13 protein-coding genes are annotated in these 16864 nt (G+C 67.7%); 12 read left to right on the forward strand and 1 reads right to left on the reverse strand.

What is annotated here, in order from left to right; translation table 11 throughout:
* Nucleotides 1–150: 150 nt before the first annotated feature.
* From KA419_04360 to KA419_04375, 4 genes are all read left to right on the forward strand, one after another.
* On the forward strand, nucleotides 151–2595 hold the full coding sequence (locus KA419_04360) for a DUF3160 domain-containing protein (protein MBP7865160.1): 2445 nt from the start codon (nucleotides 151–153) through the stop codon (nucleotides 2593–2595).
* Nucleotides 2595–4418, forward strand: a complete 1824-nt coding sequence (locus tag KA419_04365; protein MBP7865161.1) for a CapA family protein — start codon at nucleotides 2595–2597, stop codon at nucleotides 4416–4418. Before KA419_04360 ends, KA419_04365 begins: the two co-directional genes overlap by 1 nt.
* A gap of 150 nt (nucleotides 4419–4568) precedes the next feature.
* Entirely contained in the window at nucleotides 4569–6245 is a 1677-nt protein-coding gene (locus tag KA419_04370) for a trypsin-like peptidase domain-containing protein (GenBank protein ID MBP7865162.1), read from the forward strand.
* Nucleotides 6242–7021, forward strand: a complete 780-nt coding sequence (locus KA419_04375; GenBank protein ID MBP7865163.1) for a zinc ribbon domain-containing protein — start codon at nucleotides 6242–6244, stop codon at nucleotides 7019–7021. The genes KA419_04370 and KA419_04375 overlap by 4 nt, the downstream gene beginning before the upstream one ends.
* Nucleotides 7022–7435: 414 nt before the next feature.
* Here KA419_04375 and KA419_04380 read toward each other — a convergent pair whose 3' ends face one another.
* Nucleotides 7436–9661 carry a S9 family peptidase gene (locus KA419_04380; protein ID MBP7865164.1) on the reverse strand — a complete coding sequence of 742 codons (2226 nt, stop codon included), beginning with the start codon at nucleotides 9659–9661 and terminating at the stop codon, nucleotides 7436–7438.
* Nucleotides 9662–9997: 336 nt separating this feature from the next.
* Here KA419_04380 and KA419_04385 point away from each other — a divergent pair, with 336 nt between their 5' ends.
* From KA419_04385 to KA419_04420, 8 genes are all read left to right on the forward strand, one after another.
* Nucleotides 9998–11284: a Glu/Leu/Phe/Val dehydrogenase gene (locus KA419_04385; GenBank protein ID MBP7865165.1), complete on the forward strand. Its 1287-nt coding sequence runs from the start codon at nucleotides 9998–10000 to the stop codon at nucleotides 11282–11284.
* Nucleotides 11285–11804: 520 nt separating this feature from the next.
* Nucleotides 11805–12065 carry an AbrB/MazE/SpoVT family DNA-binding domain-containing protein gene (locus tag KA419_04390; protein MBP7865166.1) on the forward strand — a complete coding sequence of 87 codons (261 nt, stop codon included), beginning with the start codon at nucleotides 11805–11807 and terminating at the stop codon, nucleotides 12063–12065.
* Nucleotides 12056–12379 carry a type II toxin-antitoxin system PemK/MazF family toxin gene (locus KA419_04395; protein ID MBP7865167.1) on the forward strand — a complete coding sequence of 108 codons (324 nt, stop codon included), beginning with the start codon at nucleotides 12056–12058 and terminating at the stop codon, nucleotides 12377–12379. The genes KA419_04390 and KA419_04395 overlap by 10 nt, the downstream gene beginning before the upstream one ends.
* A gap of 335 nt (nucleotides 12380–12714) precedes the next feature.
* The gene (locus KA419_04400; protein MBP7865168.1) at nucleotides 12715–13110 is read left to right on the forward strand and encodes a tetratricopeptide repeat protein; all 396 of its coding nucleotides are present in this window, start codon (nucleotides 12715–12717) and stop codon (nucleotides 13108–13110) included.
* A 117-nt stretch (nucleotides 13111–13227) separates the two neighbouring features.
* Entirely contained in the window at nucleotides 13228–13977 is a 750-nt protein-coding gene (gene ispD, locus KA419_04405) for a 2-C-methyl-D-erythritol 4-phosphate cytidylyltransferase (protein MBP7865169.1), read from the forward strand.
* 339 nt (nucleotides 13978–14316) lie between these two features.
* Nucleotides 14317–14796, forward strand: coding sequence for a dCMP deaminase family protein (locus KA419_04410; protein ID MBP7865170.1), 480 nt, complete (start codon nucleotides 14317–14319; stop codon nucleotides 14794–14796).
* A gap of 207 nt (nucleotides 14797–15003) precedes the next feature.
* Nucleotides 15004–16323, forward strand: a complete 1320-nt coding sequence (locus KA419_04415; GenBank protein ID MBP7865171.1) for a glycosyltransferase family 39 protein — start codon at nucleotides 15004–15006, stop codon at nucleotides 16321–16323.
* Between the two features lie 249 nt (nucleotides 16324–16572).
* Complete coding sequence (locus KA419_04420) at nucleotides 16573–16857, forward strand: HU family DNA-binding protein (protein ID MBP7865172.1); 285 nt, start codon at nucleotides 16573–16575, stop codon at nucleotides 16855–16857.
* The last annotated feature ends 7 nt before the right edge of the window (nucleotides 16858–16864 follow it).

Genomic DNA, 16864 nt, shown 5'->3' on the forward strand with positions numbered 1-16864 from the left:
AAGGGTGACTTTCAGCGTGTCCCGCCGTTTCCGGGGTTCGTTCCAGCCGCAGGGATAGGCAGAAAACGCAGAAAGCGAACAAATCAGGTTGAACCGGGAAAAGCAGAGCGGTTATGCTAAACGGAAGAAGTCGGACCGTTGGAGGTGCGTATGCGGTTGCGAGTCTGGTCAGTCGGTTTCCTGGCCGTTCTTGTCACGTCGGCCGGTGTCGGAGGGACCGCGGTTCCGGCCCCCCCCGCAAAGCCGGGGGTCAAGCCGTCGACGGACTTCACGAAGCCCCTCGACCCGGGGGCCCTCGCCGGGAAGACCCTGGCGGAACTCCGGTGGCTTCGGAACGAGATCTACGCTCGGCACGGGAGGCCCTTCAAGGCCTACGACCTCCACAGCTTCTTCATGGGCGCCGGGTGGTACCGGCCCGACCCGAAGTACGCCGACAGCCGGCTGACGCCGGCGGAGACGGCCAACGTCGAACGGGTCCTGGCCCGGGAGCGGGAACTGATGGCGGCCAACTTCAGCGGGGAAGGGGACGCCCGCCGGGTGAACGTGGACAACGTGGTCAACCCCAACCAGTTCCGCCCCCTCGGCCCGGAAGACCGTGAGCGCCTTTCCCGGAACGGGTTCCTGATGCTTCCCACCCCGCAGGACCAGCTCTTCTACCTCTACGAGAACAACGACTACCAGGGGATCCCCAGCTTCATCACCACGGACGCGGTGCTGCAGCTCTACCACGTCTTCTTCGACTACAGCCTGCGGCACCTGGAGAAGACCCACCTCGCCGCGAAGCTGGAGGCCCTCTCGACGGCGCTTCGGGATGCCTCCCGCACCGAGGCGAAGTCCCTCGCCGAGGGCCCGCTCCGGACCGCCGCTCTGCGAAACGCCGCCTTCTTCGAGGTGGCCTGCGCCTTCCTGGCGGACCGCGCCCCCGCCGCCGAGGGGCCGGAAGGCGCAAAGGCGAAGGCCGAGTGGGACCTGTGCCGGGCACATGCGGGCTGGGCCGAGTCGCCCCTCCTGGGGAAACGGGTGGATTACTCCCTCTTCGTCCCCCGGGGACACTACACCCGGTCGCCGGAACTGGAACGCTACTTCATGGCCATGAACTGGTTCGGCTGCATGGGGCTGGACGCGGACGACGACGTCCGGCTCCTCCAGGGGGTCCTCATGGCCCGGCTCCTGCGCGGGAAGGGGGCGGACGGGCGCTCGCTCCGCGACGCCTGGCGGGAGATCGACGACCTCTGCGCCCTCTTTGCGGGCCCTTCGGACGACCCGAGCCCCCTGGATTACCTGGCGATTCACGACGCCGTCCACGATCCGGGCGCCGCGCCCGCCGCCCTGGCGGACCCGGCGAAGCTCGCGGCCTTCCGGAAACAGGTCGGGGAACTCTACGCCCGCAAGGCGAAGATCACGGGGATGGGGCAGTGGGGGACCCAGAAACCCCAGCTTCGCTTTCTCGGCCAGCGCTACTCACCCGACGCGGAGATCTTCCAGAAGCTCACCGTTCACGACGACCAGCGAAGGCTGTTCCGGGAATTCCCGGTGGGTCTGGACATCATGGCCGTCCTGGGCAGCGCCCGGGCGAACGCCCTCCTGCTGGGGGAACTCAAGGAGAGCTGGAGCGGCTGGCCGGCCTACCCCGAGGCCCTGGCGGCCCTGGCCCGGGACTTCAGGGACCGGGGGCCGGAACGCTGGAAAACGGACCTGCACGCCCGCTGGCTCTGGTGCCTCGCGGCCCTGGCCGACAGGAAGGTCCGGGGCGAGGGGCCCCAGTTCTTCACCACGACGGCGGGGTGGGACCTGAAGAACCTGAACACCGCCCTGGCCAGCTGGTCGCAGCTCCGCCACGACACGATCCTGCTCACCAAGCAGTCGGGGGGCGCCGAGTGCGGCGGCGACGAGAAACGCAAGCAGGTCTGGATCCCGGAACCCCCGAAAGGCTTCGTTGAGCCGGCCGCCGAGTTCTACCGGCGCCTCGGCGACAACCTGTCCTTCCTGCAGCAGTCCCTCCGTGATCGGAAGGCGCTGGACGAGGACTACGGCGCGGTCCTGGGACGGTTTGTCGACCTGGCCGCCTTCCTTCGAACGGCGGCGGAGAAGGAGAACGCCGGCACGGTGCTGAGCCTGGCGGAGTACGAGCAGATCCAGAAGATGGGGTCCCTGCTGGAGAGCATGACCCTGGACCTGATGATGGACGGGCAGGCCGCCATGCGCTGGGCGGAGATGTACGACGGCCCGGACCGGAAGATGCCGGTGATCGCCGACGTCCACACCTGGAACGCCGAAGCCCTGGAGGTGGGCGTGGGGCGTGCCCGGGCCCTCTGGGTGATCGTGGAGCACGGCGGGCTCCTGTACCTGACGCGGGGGGCGGCTTTCTCCTACTACGAGTTCCGGCACCCCTCCTCCGACCGGCTGACGGACGAGGCCTGGCAACGGATGCTGGAGGGGGGCTTGGCGCCCGCCCCGCCCGCCTGGGTCGAGCCCGTCCTCTCCCCCCGCCCCGAGCCCGAACTGCCGGCCCCGTCCTATGTTTCCCCCAGCGGGATCCCCCCCTGGTCCACGGAACCGGGGTGGAAGATGCTCTACTACGACACGGGGTGCTGATGCGCCTCGCCGCCCTCCTCGGGCCGATCCTGCTTCTCGCGTCCCCGGCCGGGGCACGGGGGGCGGACCGGCCCTCGTCGGGGCACGTCTCCTTCGCGGCCGTGGGGGACGTCCTTTTTGACCGGGCCGTCCGGAACACCCTGGAAACCGCCGGCGGGGACCGCCTCTTCGACGGGGTGAAACGGGCCCTGGCGGGGGTGGAACTGGGGGTCTGCAACCTGGAATGCCCCCTGTGCGACCCCGCCTGCGGGCGGGCCCTCCCCAAGCGGATCCGTTTCCGGGGCGACCCGGGGATGGCGGCGGTCCTTCGCCGGGCGGGTTTCACCGCCGCCGTGGTGGCCAACAACCACGCCATCGACTGGGGGCGCGAGGGGTTCGCCGAGACCCTCCGTCACCTGGAGGCGGCGGGCCTCACGCCGGTGGGGGGCGGCCCCGACCTCGAAACGGCCTTCCGCCCCGCCTGGTTCCGCGCCGGGGGGCTCCGGGTGGCGTTGTTCGGGTGCCTGGCTTTCCTGCCGGAAGGCTTCCCGCCCGCCGTGGACCGGCCCGGTCCCGCCGTTCTGGACCTCGACCGGCTGGAGGCGGAGATCCGGCGGGCCCGGGAGCGGGCGGACGCCGTGGTGGTCTCGTTCCACTGGGGCCCGGAGGGCTCCGCCGTCCCGGACTCCCGGCAGAGGGAGTGGGCCCGCCGGGTGGTGGACGCCGGGGCGGACCTGGTGATCGGCCACCACCCCCACGTCCTCCAACCCATCGAGCACTACCGGGGCGCCCTGATCCTCTACAGCCTGGGGAATTTTCTCTTCGACAACCGCCGCCCGGACCAGCGGGAGACGGTGATCTTCCGCTGCGGCCTCCGGCGGGGCGGGATCGAGGGCCCCCGCCTGGTGCCCGTCGTGCTGGGGAACGATCACCGGCCCCGGGCGGCGAGGGGCGAAACCGCCCGGCGAATCCTCCGCGGCGTCTCGGTCCTGTCGGCGGAAGGGGGGGTCCGGGTGGACCCCGTCTCGGGATCCGTTGCCGTGTGCGATCCCCAGCCCGGGGGCGTTGCGGGTGAAAACCCGCCCGGCCGGCCCGCTCAGGACACGGGGACGACGGTCCCCACTCCGCCCCGGAGCGAGGGGGGGAGGGCGCCCGGGCCGGATCGTCCGACCCGGGAGTTCATCGACCCGGCGTCCGGCGCCGACGGCCCCTTCCGGCGCCCTTTCCGTCTCTGGTCGTTCCCGGCCGGGCGGTTGGAGGCCTACGAGCGCTTTCTTGCGTGGGTCCCGTCGGGGGGGGCGCCGGCGTCCGAGCCGGGGGCGGGAGGCGTCTCCTGGCGCCCTCCCGGCGTCGCCTGGCGGCTCCGCGACGCCTGCGCCGTGGCCGATGCGGACCGGATCCGGGTCTACGCCATCCTGGAAGACGGCTCGACGGGTGCCGGGGGCCGGCTCGCCGTCATCCCCCTGGACCCGGGCCCGGGACGGTTCGAGACGCCGCTGCTGGACGCCCACGAGGGCTTCAACCCCTGGAAAGTGCGCCGGGCCGACGTGGACGGCGACGGGGAGCCTGAGGTCCTGCTCGGTGTTTTCAAACCCGCCCGCTACGACCCGGAACCCGCCCGCCGGCTCTTCGTCTACGCCCGGGAAGGGAACGCCGTCTACCCGAAGTGGTTCGGTTCCCGCCTCGCCCTCCCCCTGGAGGACTTCGAGGTGGACGGGAAGGAACCCGACGGCCGAGAAGCCCTTCAGGTGGAGGAGCGCCGGGGAGACGGCAGCCTCCGGACCGCCCGCTACGTCTGGGACGGCTTCGGATTCCGGTTGTCGGGGGCGGGTGACGGCCGGTGAGGCCAGGGACGTTTGCCGGATCCCCCGCGGATTTCGGGAAAGCTCGAAAACCTCCCGGGTTCTTTTTCAGCTTGCCGCCCCCGGCGATTCCGGATAGAATTTGGGCGTCAACGCACCGGTTCTTCCATCGGCAAGGGCCCGGGGCCGGCAATGCGATTCGGAGCGGGGTGCAGCGGGATGTTCGGACGGTGGAGATCCCGGCGGTTCCTGGCGGCAGTCGTCCTCGTCTGCCTCGCCTCCCTGACCGCCCCGACCCTTGCCGGACCCGCGGACGGCCACTGGGCCATGATCGCCAAGGCTTCCGTCGTCCGGATCGTCTGTGCCGGGACCGGCTCGTTCACCCTGGAGGTGGACGGGGGCGCAGAGTACCGGCATTTCAACATCCAGGCCATCTACTCCGGTTCGGGTTTCTTCGTGAACCCCGACGGGGTGATTGTTACCAACGCTCACGTCGTCGAGCCGGCCTACAAGGGCGAGAAGGAAATGATGCGCCTGCTCCAGGACGAGTACGTCCGGCGGGTGGCGGCCGAAATGGGCCACAACCCGGAGACGGTGAGCCCGGAGGTCCGCAAGGCAATCCTGGACCGCACCACGTTCAACGACGACACGAAGGTCTACAACCTCGTCCTCCTGAGCCGCCAGCGGAAGCTGCCCTTCACGGTCATCCGCTACGGCGCCCCGGTGGGAGAGGGCAAGGACGTGGCCCTCATCCGGGTCGATGTGCGGAACGCCCCCGTGCTGGCCATGGGCGATTCCGAGGAGGTCCGCATCCAGGACCACGTGACGGTCCTCGGGTTCCCCTCCGCGGCAGACACGTCCCTGCTCAGCGAGGACTCCATCCTCGAGCCCACCGTGACCGACGGCATCATCGCCGCGCGGAAGGCCCTGGAAGACGGGACGCCCGTCCTGCAGTTCACGGCCCCCGTCGCCGAGGGGAACTCCGGGGGTCCGGCCATCAACGACCGGGGGGAGGTCGTCGGGATCGTCACGTTCCGGGGCGACGAGGCGCCGGGACACGGCAACACCGGTTTTGCTTACATGATCACCGCGTCCACCATCACCGAGTTCATCCGGGCCTCCGGGGTCCGGAACGAACCGGGGCCGACCACCCGGGCTTACCGCCGCGGCATGCGGATGTTCTGGGACGAGCACTACGCCGAGGCGGCCCGGCAGTTCGACGAGACGCTGCGGCTCTTCCCCGACCTGTCCGACGTCGCCCGACTCCGCGAAGAGTGCCGGCAGATGATCGCCCGCGGGCGGGACAAGCCCCTGACCGAGGACGACCGGCGGCGCTACGAGGAGCAGACCGAAGCCTCGTTCGGGGCCCTCTCCCCCCGTGCGAGCCTGTGGACCTGGGACAAGCTGGGAGGCCTCCTGGTGCTCCTGGGGGTGATCGTGGGCGTCCTGGCCTTCGAACTCTGGCGGCGGAGCAGCACACGGCCCCGGGCGGAGCGGCCAGTGGAGCCGGACGGGGAGGCTCGCCCCGACGCCGCCCCCGTCACGGAGGAACCGGCGTCGGGGGCGGGGGACATCCTCTTCGTCGCCGGCCCGCTGGCGCACCAGCGCTTCCGGGTGAACCCGGAGGGGATGCTGCTCGGCCGGGACAGCGAAGTCTGCACCGTCGTGATCGACCACCCCGACGTCTCGGCCAGGCACCTCTGGATCGGCCTCCGCCAGGGAACCATCGTGGTGGAGGACTTCGGTTCCGCCCAGGGGACGTTCATCAATTCCCTCGACCACCCACTGATCGGGGAAACCCCCCTGAATCCGGGCGACATGATCATCCTCTGCTGGACCGACGCCGCCCGGTTCGTCTTCATCCGATGAGCGCGGGCGGCTGCCCGAAGTGCGGGTTCCCCGGGCCGGTGAGCGCGGAGTGCCCGCGGTGCGGGGTCCTGGTCGACCGGTACCGGGAACGGCGGGAAGCCCTGGAGGCGGGGACCCTGGCTTCCCCCTCCTCCCGGGAGGCCCTGGCCGCGAGGGCCCGCTCGAACCTGCCCTCACGGGTCTGGCGCCGCCTCAACGCCGAGGACGGCGAGATCGACCCCATCTTTTTCGGCGGGCGTCTCCTGGTGTTCACGGTTTTCACCCTCTGGGGCCTGGTGTTCATCGTGACGCCCATGGAGACGAATTACGTGGGCAGCAGTTTCTGGCACCTGGTGAACCTGGTCTTCCACGAGGCGGGCCACCTGGTCTTCGCCCCGTTCGGGAGCTTCATGAAGGTCCTGGGCGGGACGCTGATGCAGATCCTGGTCCCGGTCGTCTGCACGGGGGCCTTCATCTGGTATCGAAACCCTTTCGCCGCCTCCATTTCCCTCTGGTGGACGGCCCAGAACTTCATGGACGCCGCTCCCTACATCAACGACGCGCGCGCGCAGCGCCTGATGCTGCTGGGCGGGGTCACCGGGCGGGAGGTCCCCGGGTATCACGACTGGCAGAACATCCTGGGGAGGCTGGGGTGGCTGGAGTACGACCACGCCATCGCCGCGGCCTTCTACGCTTTCGGGATCGTGGGGATGCTGGCCGGGCTGGCCTGGGGCGGGTGGGTCTTGTCCCGGCAGTTTGCCCGGTTGCGTGCGCTCCGTGCCTCCGGGCCTCCGTGAGCGATCCTCACGGGATCGCTCTCTCACTGCGGCACCAGGCACGGGGAAGCGGCGTCTCCGATTGCGGCCGACAACCCAAACGCCACCTCCTGTCCTCTGACTCGCGTCTCCTGCCAACTGTCTCGTATCTCTTGTCCCCTGTCTCCTATCTCCTCCCCTGTCTCGTGTTTCCTCTCCCCTCTCCCCTGTTCCTGTCTCCTCTGCCCGGTCTCCTCCTCCTCTCTCCCGACGACGGCTTCCTGGCGGCTGTCATCCCCGCCTGAAGTTGGCCCCCGGTCTGCTGAAATCACCATTTGAAATCTGAATTCTGGATTCTGAATTCTTCTTTCATGTATTCCGTGCCTCATTCTCCCTTCGCCGCAGGGGCCCTGCTTCCCATGGGGCGGGGTCTGGCAAAGCCTTGCGCTGTCCAATTCAGAGGTTTCGTTTCCAGAAGTCCACCATGACCTCGTAGATGTGGCGGCCGGCGTTGGTGAGGCTGTGGTCGGCCAGGGGGTAGATCATCATCTCGATGAGCTTGCCGGCCTTGATGGCCTCCCGGGCGAAGCGCCAGGCGTTCTGGGGGTGCACGTTGTCGTCGCCGGTGCCGTGAGCCAGCAGCAGTTTCCCCGCGAGGTTCGCGGCGAAGTTGGCCGCGGCGCTCTGCTTGTACCCTTCCGGGTTGTCCTGCGGCAGCCCCAGGGCGCTCTCCGCCCACTTGCTGTCGTAGTAGCGGAAGTCCGACACTGCCGCCACGGCGATCCCCGCCTTGAAGTCGTTGCAGTGGGTCATGAGCTGCAAGGTCATGGTTCCCCCGCCGCTCCACCCCCAGACGCCGATTCGGTCGGGGTCGACGAAGGGCTGGGACTTGAGCCAGCGCACGCCGGCCAGGATGTCGGCGATCTCGGGCCCGGCGATGAGGCGTCCGTAGGCGGTGTCCTCCAGGGTCTTGCTGAGGGCGGAGGCGCTGCGGTTGTCGATGGCCATCCAGAGGTAGCCGCTGCGCAGCAGGACGTTGCCCAGCAGGGCGTAGCGGTCCCACTGGTCCCAGACCACGGGCGCGGACGGGCCGCCGTAGACGTAGAGGATCACGGGGTATTTCCGTCCCGGCTCGAGGGTCTCGGGCCGGAGCAGGGTGGCAGGGAGGGGGAACCCGTCGTCCGCGGGCGCCGTGAGGAACTCGGGGGTGCGGACCCCGTAGGGGGCGAGGCAGTCCAGGGCGGGGGCCGTCACCGTGTGCAGGCGGGCCCCGTCGGCGCGGTGAAGGTAGAGCCCCCAGGGCGTGGAGAGGTTGGAGTGGCGGTCGAAATAGAGGGTGTTGGCGGGGTTGAAGGAGACCTGGTGCGTCCCGTCCCCGGCGCTGATCCGCTCGGGGATCCCCCCCTCCAGGCGGACCCGGTGGAGCTTGGGCGCCACCGGGGACCCGTGGTTGGCGGTGTAGTAGACCCAGCCGCCCTTCTCGTCCACGGCGCACACCCCGCCGTGGACCCAGGCCAACCCGGCGGAGGCGCGGACCATCCACGGCCCCTCGGTGAGGCGGCGGAGGAGCCGTCCGCCGATGTCGTACAGGTAGAGATGGTTGTAGCCGTCCCGCTCGGACGTCCACAGGAACTTCTTCCCGCCCTCCAGGAACCAGAGGTCGTCGTGGACGTTGACGCTGGTCTGGTTCTCCTCGCTCAGGACCGGCACGGAGCGGCCGGTCCGGCGGTCCGCCAGCAGCAGGTTCAACCGGTTCTGGCGGCGGTTCAGCGTCTGGATGCTCACCTGCCGGCTGTCGGGGAGCCACTTGACGCGGACCACGTACTCGGGCGCGGGGTCGCCGAGGGAAACCCAGCGCGTCCGGGCCTTCTCCACGTCCACGACGCCCACCCGGACCACCGGGTTCTTCCCCCCCGCCTTCGGGTAGCGCTGGCGGACGACCTTGGGCGTGGCCGGCTCGTACTCGGGGAAGACCGACTCCTCCACCATCGACTCGTCGCTCTGGAAGAAGGCGATGGACGCGGAGTCGGGCGACCACCAGTACGCGGTGTCGTTGCGGCCGAAGATTTCCTCCCAGTACAGCCAGCTGAGGGTGCCGTTGAGGAGGGCGGGGCCCCCGTCGCGGGTCAGCGCCTGCTCCTTCCCGCCGGCGTGGGCCGCGGAAACGTAGAGGTTGTTGTCCCGGACGTAGGCCAGGCGGCGGCCGTCGGGGGAGAAGGACACGCACTTCTCCTCCCCGGGGGTCCGGGTCAGGTGACGGGCGGTCCCGCCCGCCGCTTCGACGAGGAAGAGGTCACCGTTGATCAGGTACGCCAACCGGTCCCCCTCGGGCGAGAAGGCGTCGGGCCACGGGAAGCCCGCCGGCCAGTCGGGGGACTCGCCGTGCATCAGGGAGCGGATGCGCTCCCGAAGGATCCCGACGCTCAGCACCACGCCGCGTTTCCCCGTTTCGGGGTCCAGCTTCTCGAGCGCGCGCTCCGCCGGGCCCGTGCGCCGGTCCATCAGGTAGGCCGAACCGTCCCGGAGCCAGGTGTAGAGCGGCGTGCTCAGGGCGTCCCGGGTGGCGCGGCTGTAGATCCACTCCAGGGTCAGCGGGGGGGCGGAGCCGCTCCCGGCGGCGGGCGCCCCGCTCGGGAGGGTGCAGAGGGCCAGGGCGAGGGTCAGGCAGGTTCTCAGTCTCATGGTGTGTCCTTTCGGCCGGGATCGGGGTGTCGTCCGGGGTCCCCGGAGGGCCTGTTTACGAGGTTTCGCTACCCGGGGTTTCACCCGCGGGCCCGGGGCGCTTCGAGGGGGTCGAAAAGGCCCGTCGAACCCCGGGAAATGTCCCGGACGACGGTTTTCCGGGCCCTTTGCCGATCGTTTCCCGGGTTTTCGCAACACCCCCGGCGCCCTCCCATCATAGATGAAAAAAGAAGCAAAAAAGAGTGGAATTTTCCCATGAGAAGGTCTAAACTGGCACGTTTCTCTGGGGGGTATCCCCAATGGGAATGCGTCGAATTCATTTACAAGGAGTTTGCGATGGCCGACAAGTCTTTCAACCCGTTTGAGATGGCTCAGAAGCAGTTTGACGCCGTGGCGGAGAAGCTGCAGCTGGACGAGGGGACCCGCGAACTGCTTCGCAACCCTCTTCGTGAGTATCATTTCAGCATCCCGGTCCACATGGACGACGGGTCCGTGAAGGTGTTCCGCGGTTTCCGCGTGCAGCACAGCGACGCCCGCGGCCCGGCCAAGGGCGGCATCCGCTTCCACCCCCAGGAGACCATCGACACGGTGCGAGCCCTCGCCACCTGGATGACCTGGAAGACCTCCGTGGTCGACATCCCGCTGGGCGGCGGCAAGGGCGGCGTGATCTGCGACCCGCACAACCTTTCCGAGCGTGAGCAGGAACAGATCTGCCGCGGCTGGATCCGCCAGGTGTGGAAGAATGTCGGCCCCATTGCCGACGTCCCCGCCCCCGACGTCATGACCAGCGGCAAGCACATGCTCTGGATGCTGGACGAGTTCGAAGCCATCCGCGGCGAAAGGCTCCCCGGTTTCATCACCGGCAAGCCGGTGGGCCAGGGCGGCTCCCTGGGGCGCACCGAGGCCACCGGGTACGGCGTGATGTACTGCGTGCGCGAAGCCATGAAGGAACTGGGCATCGACATCAAGGGCGCCACGATGTCCGCCCAGGGCGCCGGCAACGTGGCCCAGTACGCCATCAGCCTCTTCGAGCAGTACGGCGGCAAGACCATCGCCATCTCCTGCTGGGACCAGAAGGACAAGACCTCCTACACCTACCGCTGCCTCGACGGCATCCCGTTCGCCAAGATGATGGGCGCCCTGGACAAATTCGGGACCGTCAATCCCGCCAAGGCCGCCGAGTTCGGCTGGGAGAAGCTGGACGGCGACGCCTGGATCGACCAGGACGTGACGGTGCTCATGCCCGCCGCTCTGGACGGCATGATCAACGCCGGCAACGTGAACCGCATCCAGAAGTCCGTGAAGATCATCGCCGAGGGCGCCAACGGCCCGACCACGCTCGAGGCCGACGAAGTGATCAAGGAGCGCGGCATCTTCATGATCCCCGATTTCCTCTGCAACGCCGGCGGCGTGACCTGCTCCTACTTCGAACAGGTGCAGAACAACATGAACTACTACTGGGAGAAGGACGAAGTTCTCCAGAAGCTCGACACCAAGATGACCAACGCCTTCAAGGCGGTCTCCGCCCTGGCGCGGGACAAGGGCGTCTACATGCGCGACGCGGCCTACATGATCGCCGTGTCCCGCGTGGCCGAAGCCTGCAAGATGCGCGGCTGGGTCTAGTCCGACGATTCACCCGCTCCGCCCGGAGCGGATTGCGACCCGAACAGGCGAGCGGCAACCCCGCTCGCCTCTTTTTTTCTCCCGAGACCGGATAAACCGGGAAAAAACCACGAACCACACGAACCACACGAAAAGGGCCCCTGCCATTCAATAATTTTAACCACGGAATACACGAAATACACGAAATACACGAAAACGGCCGGATTCATCCTGCCCATCCATGTTCAGCGATCATCGGCGATTGTCGGAATGGCCATGCAGCCCGGCACCGCCCTTGCGCCCGCTCAGTGCCTCAGCACCTCCGTGAGAGACCATCGGGAGATTCTCTCGCGTAGGCGTGGAGGCGCCGAGAATGCGCGATGTCATCCAATTCCCTGTCGGATATGAAACGAATCCGGTTGCCCGGTCTCGGGGACCAGGGGGATTCTCCGGCATCCAAGCGCTGGGAACATCCCGATGAAATCGATGCTTGTGAAAAGCGATTTAGGGGGATACAATGTGATCACGGGGAGAAGTCAACATGAGAACACACTTGATCCGAATCGGTAACTCCAAAGGGATCCGGATTCCCAAGCCGATCCTCGTCCAGGTCGGACTCGAAGACGAGGTCGAACTCAGCGTGCGCGAAGGGGCGCTGGTCATCCGGCCGGGCGGACAGCCACGAGATGGCTGGGTGGAGGCCTTCGAAGCGATGGCCCGCAAGGGGGACGACGGGCTCCTGCTCCCGGAACTCGATCGGGTCGTCCAAGACTGGGACGAGAAGGAGTGGGAATGGACGTGAGGCGTTTCGACGTTTTCCTGGTCGTCCTCGATCCGACTGTCGGGAGCGAGATCACCAAGACACGCCCCTGTCTGGTGGTCTCGCCGGACGAAATGAACCTCCATATCCGCACCGTCATCATCGCCCCCATGACCACGAAGGGAAGACCGTACCCTTCGAGGGTCGATTGTCTTTTCGACGGCAAGGAAGGTCAGGTCGTGCTCGACCAGATCCGTACCGTCGACCAGTCCCGCCTCGTGCGAAAACTCGGGCGTCTCGATCCTGCAGCCGCCGCGGCGGTCCTGGGCGTCCTGTCCAGGATGTTCGCCCCCTAACCCACTCTCATGGAGGGATTGCTCATGAAACAATGCTTGTCGTTTGCGGTGTCCCTGCTGGCTTTGTCCGGGTGCTTTCTGGCGGCTCCAACCGAGGAATCGTCGGACATCGTCGTGATCCTTCCGGAATGCCCCTGGGCCCTCCGGGTCCTGGCTCCCGGGTTCGTCGTTCAAAACCTGAGCGTTTCCCCCGATGGAGAGGAGTTCTCGCTCATGGCCGCTAACCGAAAACGAACTTCAAGGATAAGGACCAGCAGGATTTCTTCAAACTCCTGGATTCGATCCTGATCACGCCGGTCTCCCCGATGGAGTTGTTCGCCTACGGCGGACACTTCATGCAGAAGAAGGATTACCAGCGGGCAATAAGGTACTTGCGAAAAGCCTGTTCCCCGGACGAGGCGAAACCCCGCCTGGAAAAAAAATTCTGGCTGGCCAGTGTGGATTGCCTGGGCATGTCTCTCGGCTTGTCGGGGGACCTGAAAGGGGCGAGGGAGGTATATGAGAAAGCGCTCAAGCAGGCCCCGGACTACCCGAACTTCTATTACTGTCTGGCCTGTTGCCACGCGGAGGAAGGCCGGTTGACGGAAACCCTGGAAAACCTCCGGCTGGCGCTCAAGTACAAGGCCAACGTCCTGGAAGGGGAAACCCTCCCGGACCCCGCCAGGGACTCCTCTTTCCAGAAATACCTCACGCAGCCGGAATTCCGGAAACTGCTGGAGGAGTGGAAATAGCGCCGGCCGGTATCGTGCCCCGCGGCATGGTCTTCCCCCGGAGGTTTCCGCTTCCCTGAACGGGGCGGGCGTGGTACATTCACGACGAACACGCGACGGCGATCCCCGGGGAGGGCCATGGAACCGGAAGGACGGAAAGGGTATTGCGCGGCGGCCGTTCTGGCCGGGGGGACGGGTTCGCGGGCCGGGGCGCCCGTGCCCAAGCAGTTCGTCCTTCTCGACGAGATGCCGGTCATCGTGCACACCCTCCGGACGTTCCGGGATTCCGGCCTGTTCGGCATCCTGGTGGTGGCCATTCACCCGGAGTGGATCGACACCCTGGAGGAGATCCTGCAGCAGTGGGACCTCGTCGGGGCCGTGAGCCTCGTACCGGGAGGGGCCACCCGCCAGGACTCTTCCTGGGCGGCGTTGAGTTTTCTCCGGGACCTCCCGGACCCCCCGGACCGGGTGCTGGTCCACGACGCCGCACGCTGCCTGGCGGATGCGGATTTGCTGAGGCGGTGCGTGGACGGCCTGAGGGAACACGCGGCTCTCACCGCCGCGGTGGGAGTGACGGACACCCTGGCCGAGGTCGAGCCGGCTGATGAAACGAGTGTCCCCGATCGCTGGATCGTAGGTGTCCCGGACCGGCGTCGGCTGGTGCGGGTCCAGACCCCCCAGGGCTTCCGGCTGGAGGTCATCCTTGCGGCGCATCGGGCGGCGCAGGCGCGGGGGACCACCGGGGCATCCGACGATGCCCAGCTGGTCCTGGCGAATGGCGGGACCGTGCACGTGGTGGAGGGGGCCGGGACGAACCTCAAGATTTCGCACCCGGAGGACTTCGCCCTGGCGGAGTGGCTGCTGCGTCGGAGCGAGGGGCGGGGGTGAATGCGACGCATCCCGTGCCAAGACCGAATCGGAGCCGCGACCGGGTCGGAGCCGCGACCGTAAGGGAGCGGTAAGAGGCTGAGACATAAAGAAGCAAGCCCCGGGTGGGGAGAGAGGGACCGCTTGCTGACGCGCGCGGCTCCGATTCAGACTTGCGCGGCTTTGAAACGAGACATGGAGAGTTCCCGGAGAAGGGGGGGAGCCGGGAACGATGGCGGCAGCGATAGCGACGATGCCAGCGATACCGATGCCGATAGCGACTGCGATACCGATTCCGACCCCGATGAAAGAGGGCCGTGAAAAGGGCGAGATGGAAAAACAGACAGGAGGGCAGGAAGCGTGGAAGAACAGCGGCTCACGAAGGACGAATACTTCGCCATCCTGGCCAAGGTGACGGGGGCGCGGTCCATCTGTGTCCGGCACAAGATCGGCACGGTGATCGTCAAGGACGGTCACGTCATCTCCACGGGCTACAACGGCCCCCCCAAGGGGTACACCCACCGGTTCTGCAAACCGTGCGTCAAGGACGCGGAGGCCATCGAGAGCAACCGGGGGCACTCGCTTTGCCCCGCGTCCCACTCCGAGGCCAATGCCATCGTCCAGGCCGCCTACCAGGGGATTTCCACCAAGGACGGGGTGATGTACACCACCCTCTTCCCCTGCGACCTCTGCCAGCGCCTCATCATCAATGCCGGGATCCGCGAGGTGGTCTACCTCTACGACTACCCCTCGCTGCGAAACATGCTGGAGGAGGTGGGGATCCCCGCACGCCGGATCGAAACGCCCGTCCTGTCGGGTTACGACGACCTCGGGAAGTGAGCGCCCGGCCCCCGGTGAAAGTTGATTCGGTCGCAAAAAAGTACCATCACCCTCCGGGTGATGGCTCAAACAAAGGCTTTACAGCCACTTTTCCGTCCGTCTTCCGACTTTTTGCGAACCCGTCAAAGTTGACGGGCGTGCAGGCGGGCTGTTGATCCCGGCGTTCCGGGGGGGTTGGCTCCTTCGGACGATGGAGGCAGGGGAGCGATGCGTAGCGGGTCGAGGATGTCGGGGTGGTTGGGGGCGCCCGGTTCGTGGCGGCTCGGGGCCGCGCTCGTCCTGGCCGTTCTCCTGGCCCACCTGTCCATGGCCCTGTGGGTCGTCCCGGCCCTGCGCGCCTCCGGCTTTGCCTACCTGGAAGACAAGGACGCCTACCTCGAGATCGCACGGAGCCTCCGGGCCGGAAACGGGTACGCCCTCGACCCCGGCCCGCATCCCACGCTTCGGCGCATGCCGGCGTACCCGCTGGTCCTGGCGGGGACCCTGGCACTGACCGGTGGTCGAGAGGACCTCGCGGCGGCCTTTCAGTCGCTTTTCGCCGCCGGGGCCGCCGGTCTCGCCTTCGCCGTGCTCCGGCGGCGGGGCGCCCTGGCTGCCGCCCTCGCCGCCCTGGCCACGGGCCTCCACCCGGTGACGCTCGTCTACGCGACGCGCTTCTTCTCGGAGGGGCTCTCCATCCTCTGCTCGGCCCTGGCCCTCTACGGGGTCTTCCGCCTCGCGGAGGGCGGTCGCTGGGGCTGGTGGGTCTTCACGGGCGCCGCCCTCGGCACCGGGTGGTTGACCCGGAGCAGCCTGGCCCTCTGGATCGTCCCCCTGCTTCTCCTCGCGCTCCGGTTCCCGGACCTCCGGCGCCCCGCGTGGCGCTGGGGTGCGGGGGTCCTCGCCCTGGTCGCGGCGGTCTCGCCCTGGGTTGTCCGGAATCACCGGGTGACGGGGGAATTCGTCCCGGGGTCCACCTGGAATGCCCGGTCCGCCCTCCACGGGCTCCGCAACGTGATGGACCCCGCGTTCCCGTCCACGCCCCGTGAGGTCGATGCGGCGCAGATCGCCCGGGCGAACGAGGCCGTGGCCGGGGTGATCGGGCCCGTGGACTCGCCGGCCCGGGAGGTGCAGGAGGACCGACTGGCGTCCCGGTGGGCGCGGGAGGAGGTGGCGGCGCGACCGCTCGCCCATCTCGCCGCCATTTTCCCCGGCCTTGTCCGAAGTTTGTACCTCACCTCCTCGAAACCCGTTCGGTTGGCGGCAGGGGTCGCCAACGGGGTTCTCCTCGCCCTGGCCCTCGCCGGCCTGGCCCTCCGGGCCCGCCGCCGGGGCGACGCCTTCCCGGGGGTTCCCGAGGCCGCCCTCTGGGCGCTCTTCACCACGTTCTGGCTCTTTCACGCCGCCGTGTTCCCCCTGGTCCGCTACCTGGCCCCCGCGGTCCCGGCCCTCGCCATCCTGGCGGGCCTGGCCGTGAGCCGCCTCACCGGCCCCGCGCGCGCGGGGAGCGGCGAGCTTCCCGGCAGCGGAAGCGGCCGGGCCGGGTAAGGTCGCACGGAGCCGATCCCGGTCCGAACCTGGTTTCGGCAAGGGAATGAATTCTGAAAAATATCAGTGCATTGCGGATAGAGTGTGACAGCCGACCTCAGGCTCTTGGGCTTGACCGGCGATCATGTCAGAAAAAAACCGGCTTTTCGCCCCGAATTCATCGAATTTTTCATTGACAATTACCTGCGGGGGATTTATGCTTCAGTTAAGGGAAACCGATATAACGGTCCTTCGAAAAAGGAATAAATCATGGTCAAAGAGGATATTGCCGAAAGAGTTTACGACGCTCACGGCGGTCTGACCCGGCGCGAGGCCGCCGCCGCGGTGGAGGCATTCCTCGAGGAAGTGCGGGAGGCACTCCAGCAGGGAGAGAAGGTCAAGCTCAGCGGTTTCGGCGTGTTCCGCACCGCCCGCCGGAAGGAGAAATCGGGCGTCCACCCCAAGACCGGCAACCGGGTTTCCATCAAGTCCCGGACGACCGTGGTGTTCGCCCCCTCCAGCAAACTGCTGGGAGCCCTGGGGTCCCGCGAGTGACCCGACG

It is taken from the genome of Acidobacteriota bacterium, assembly GCA_018001935.1.
GTDB lineage: Bacteria > Acidobacteriota > JAAYUB01 > JAAYUB01 > JAAYUB01 > JAGNHB01.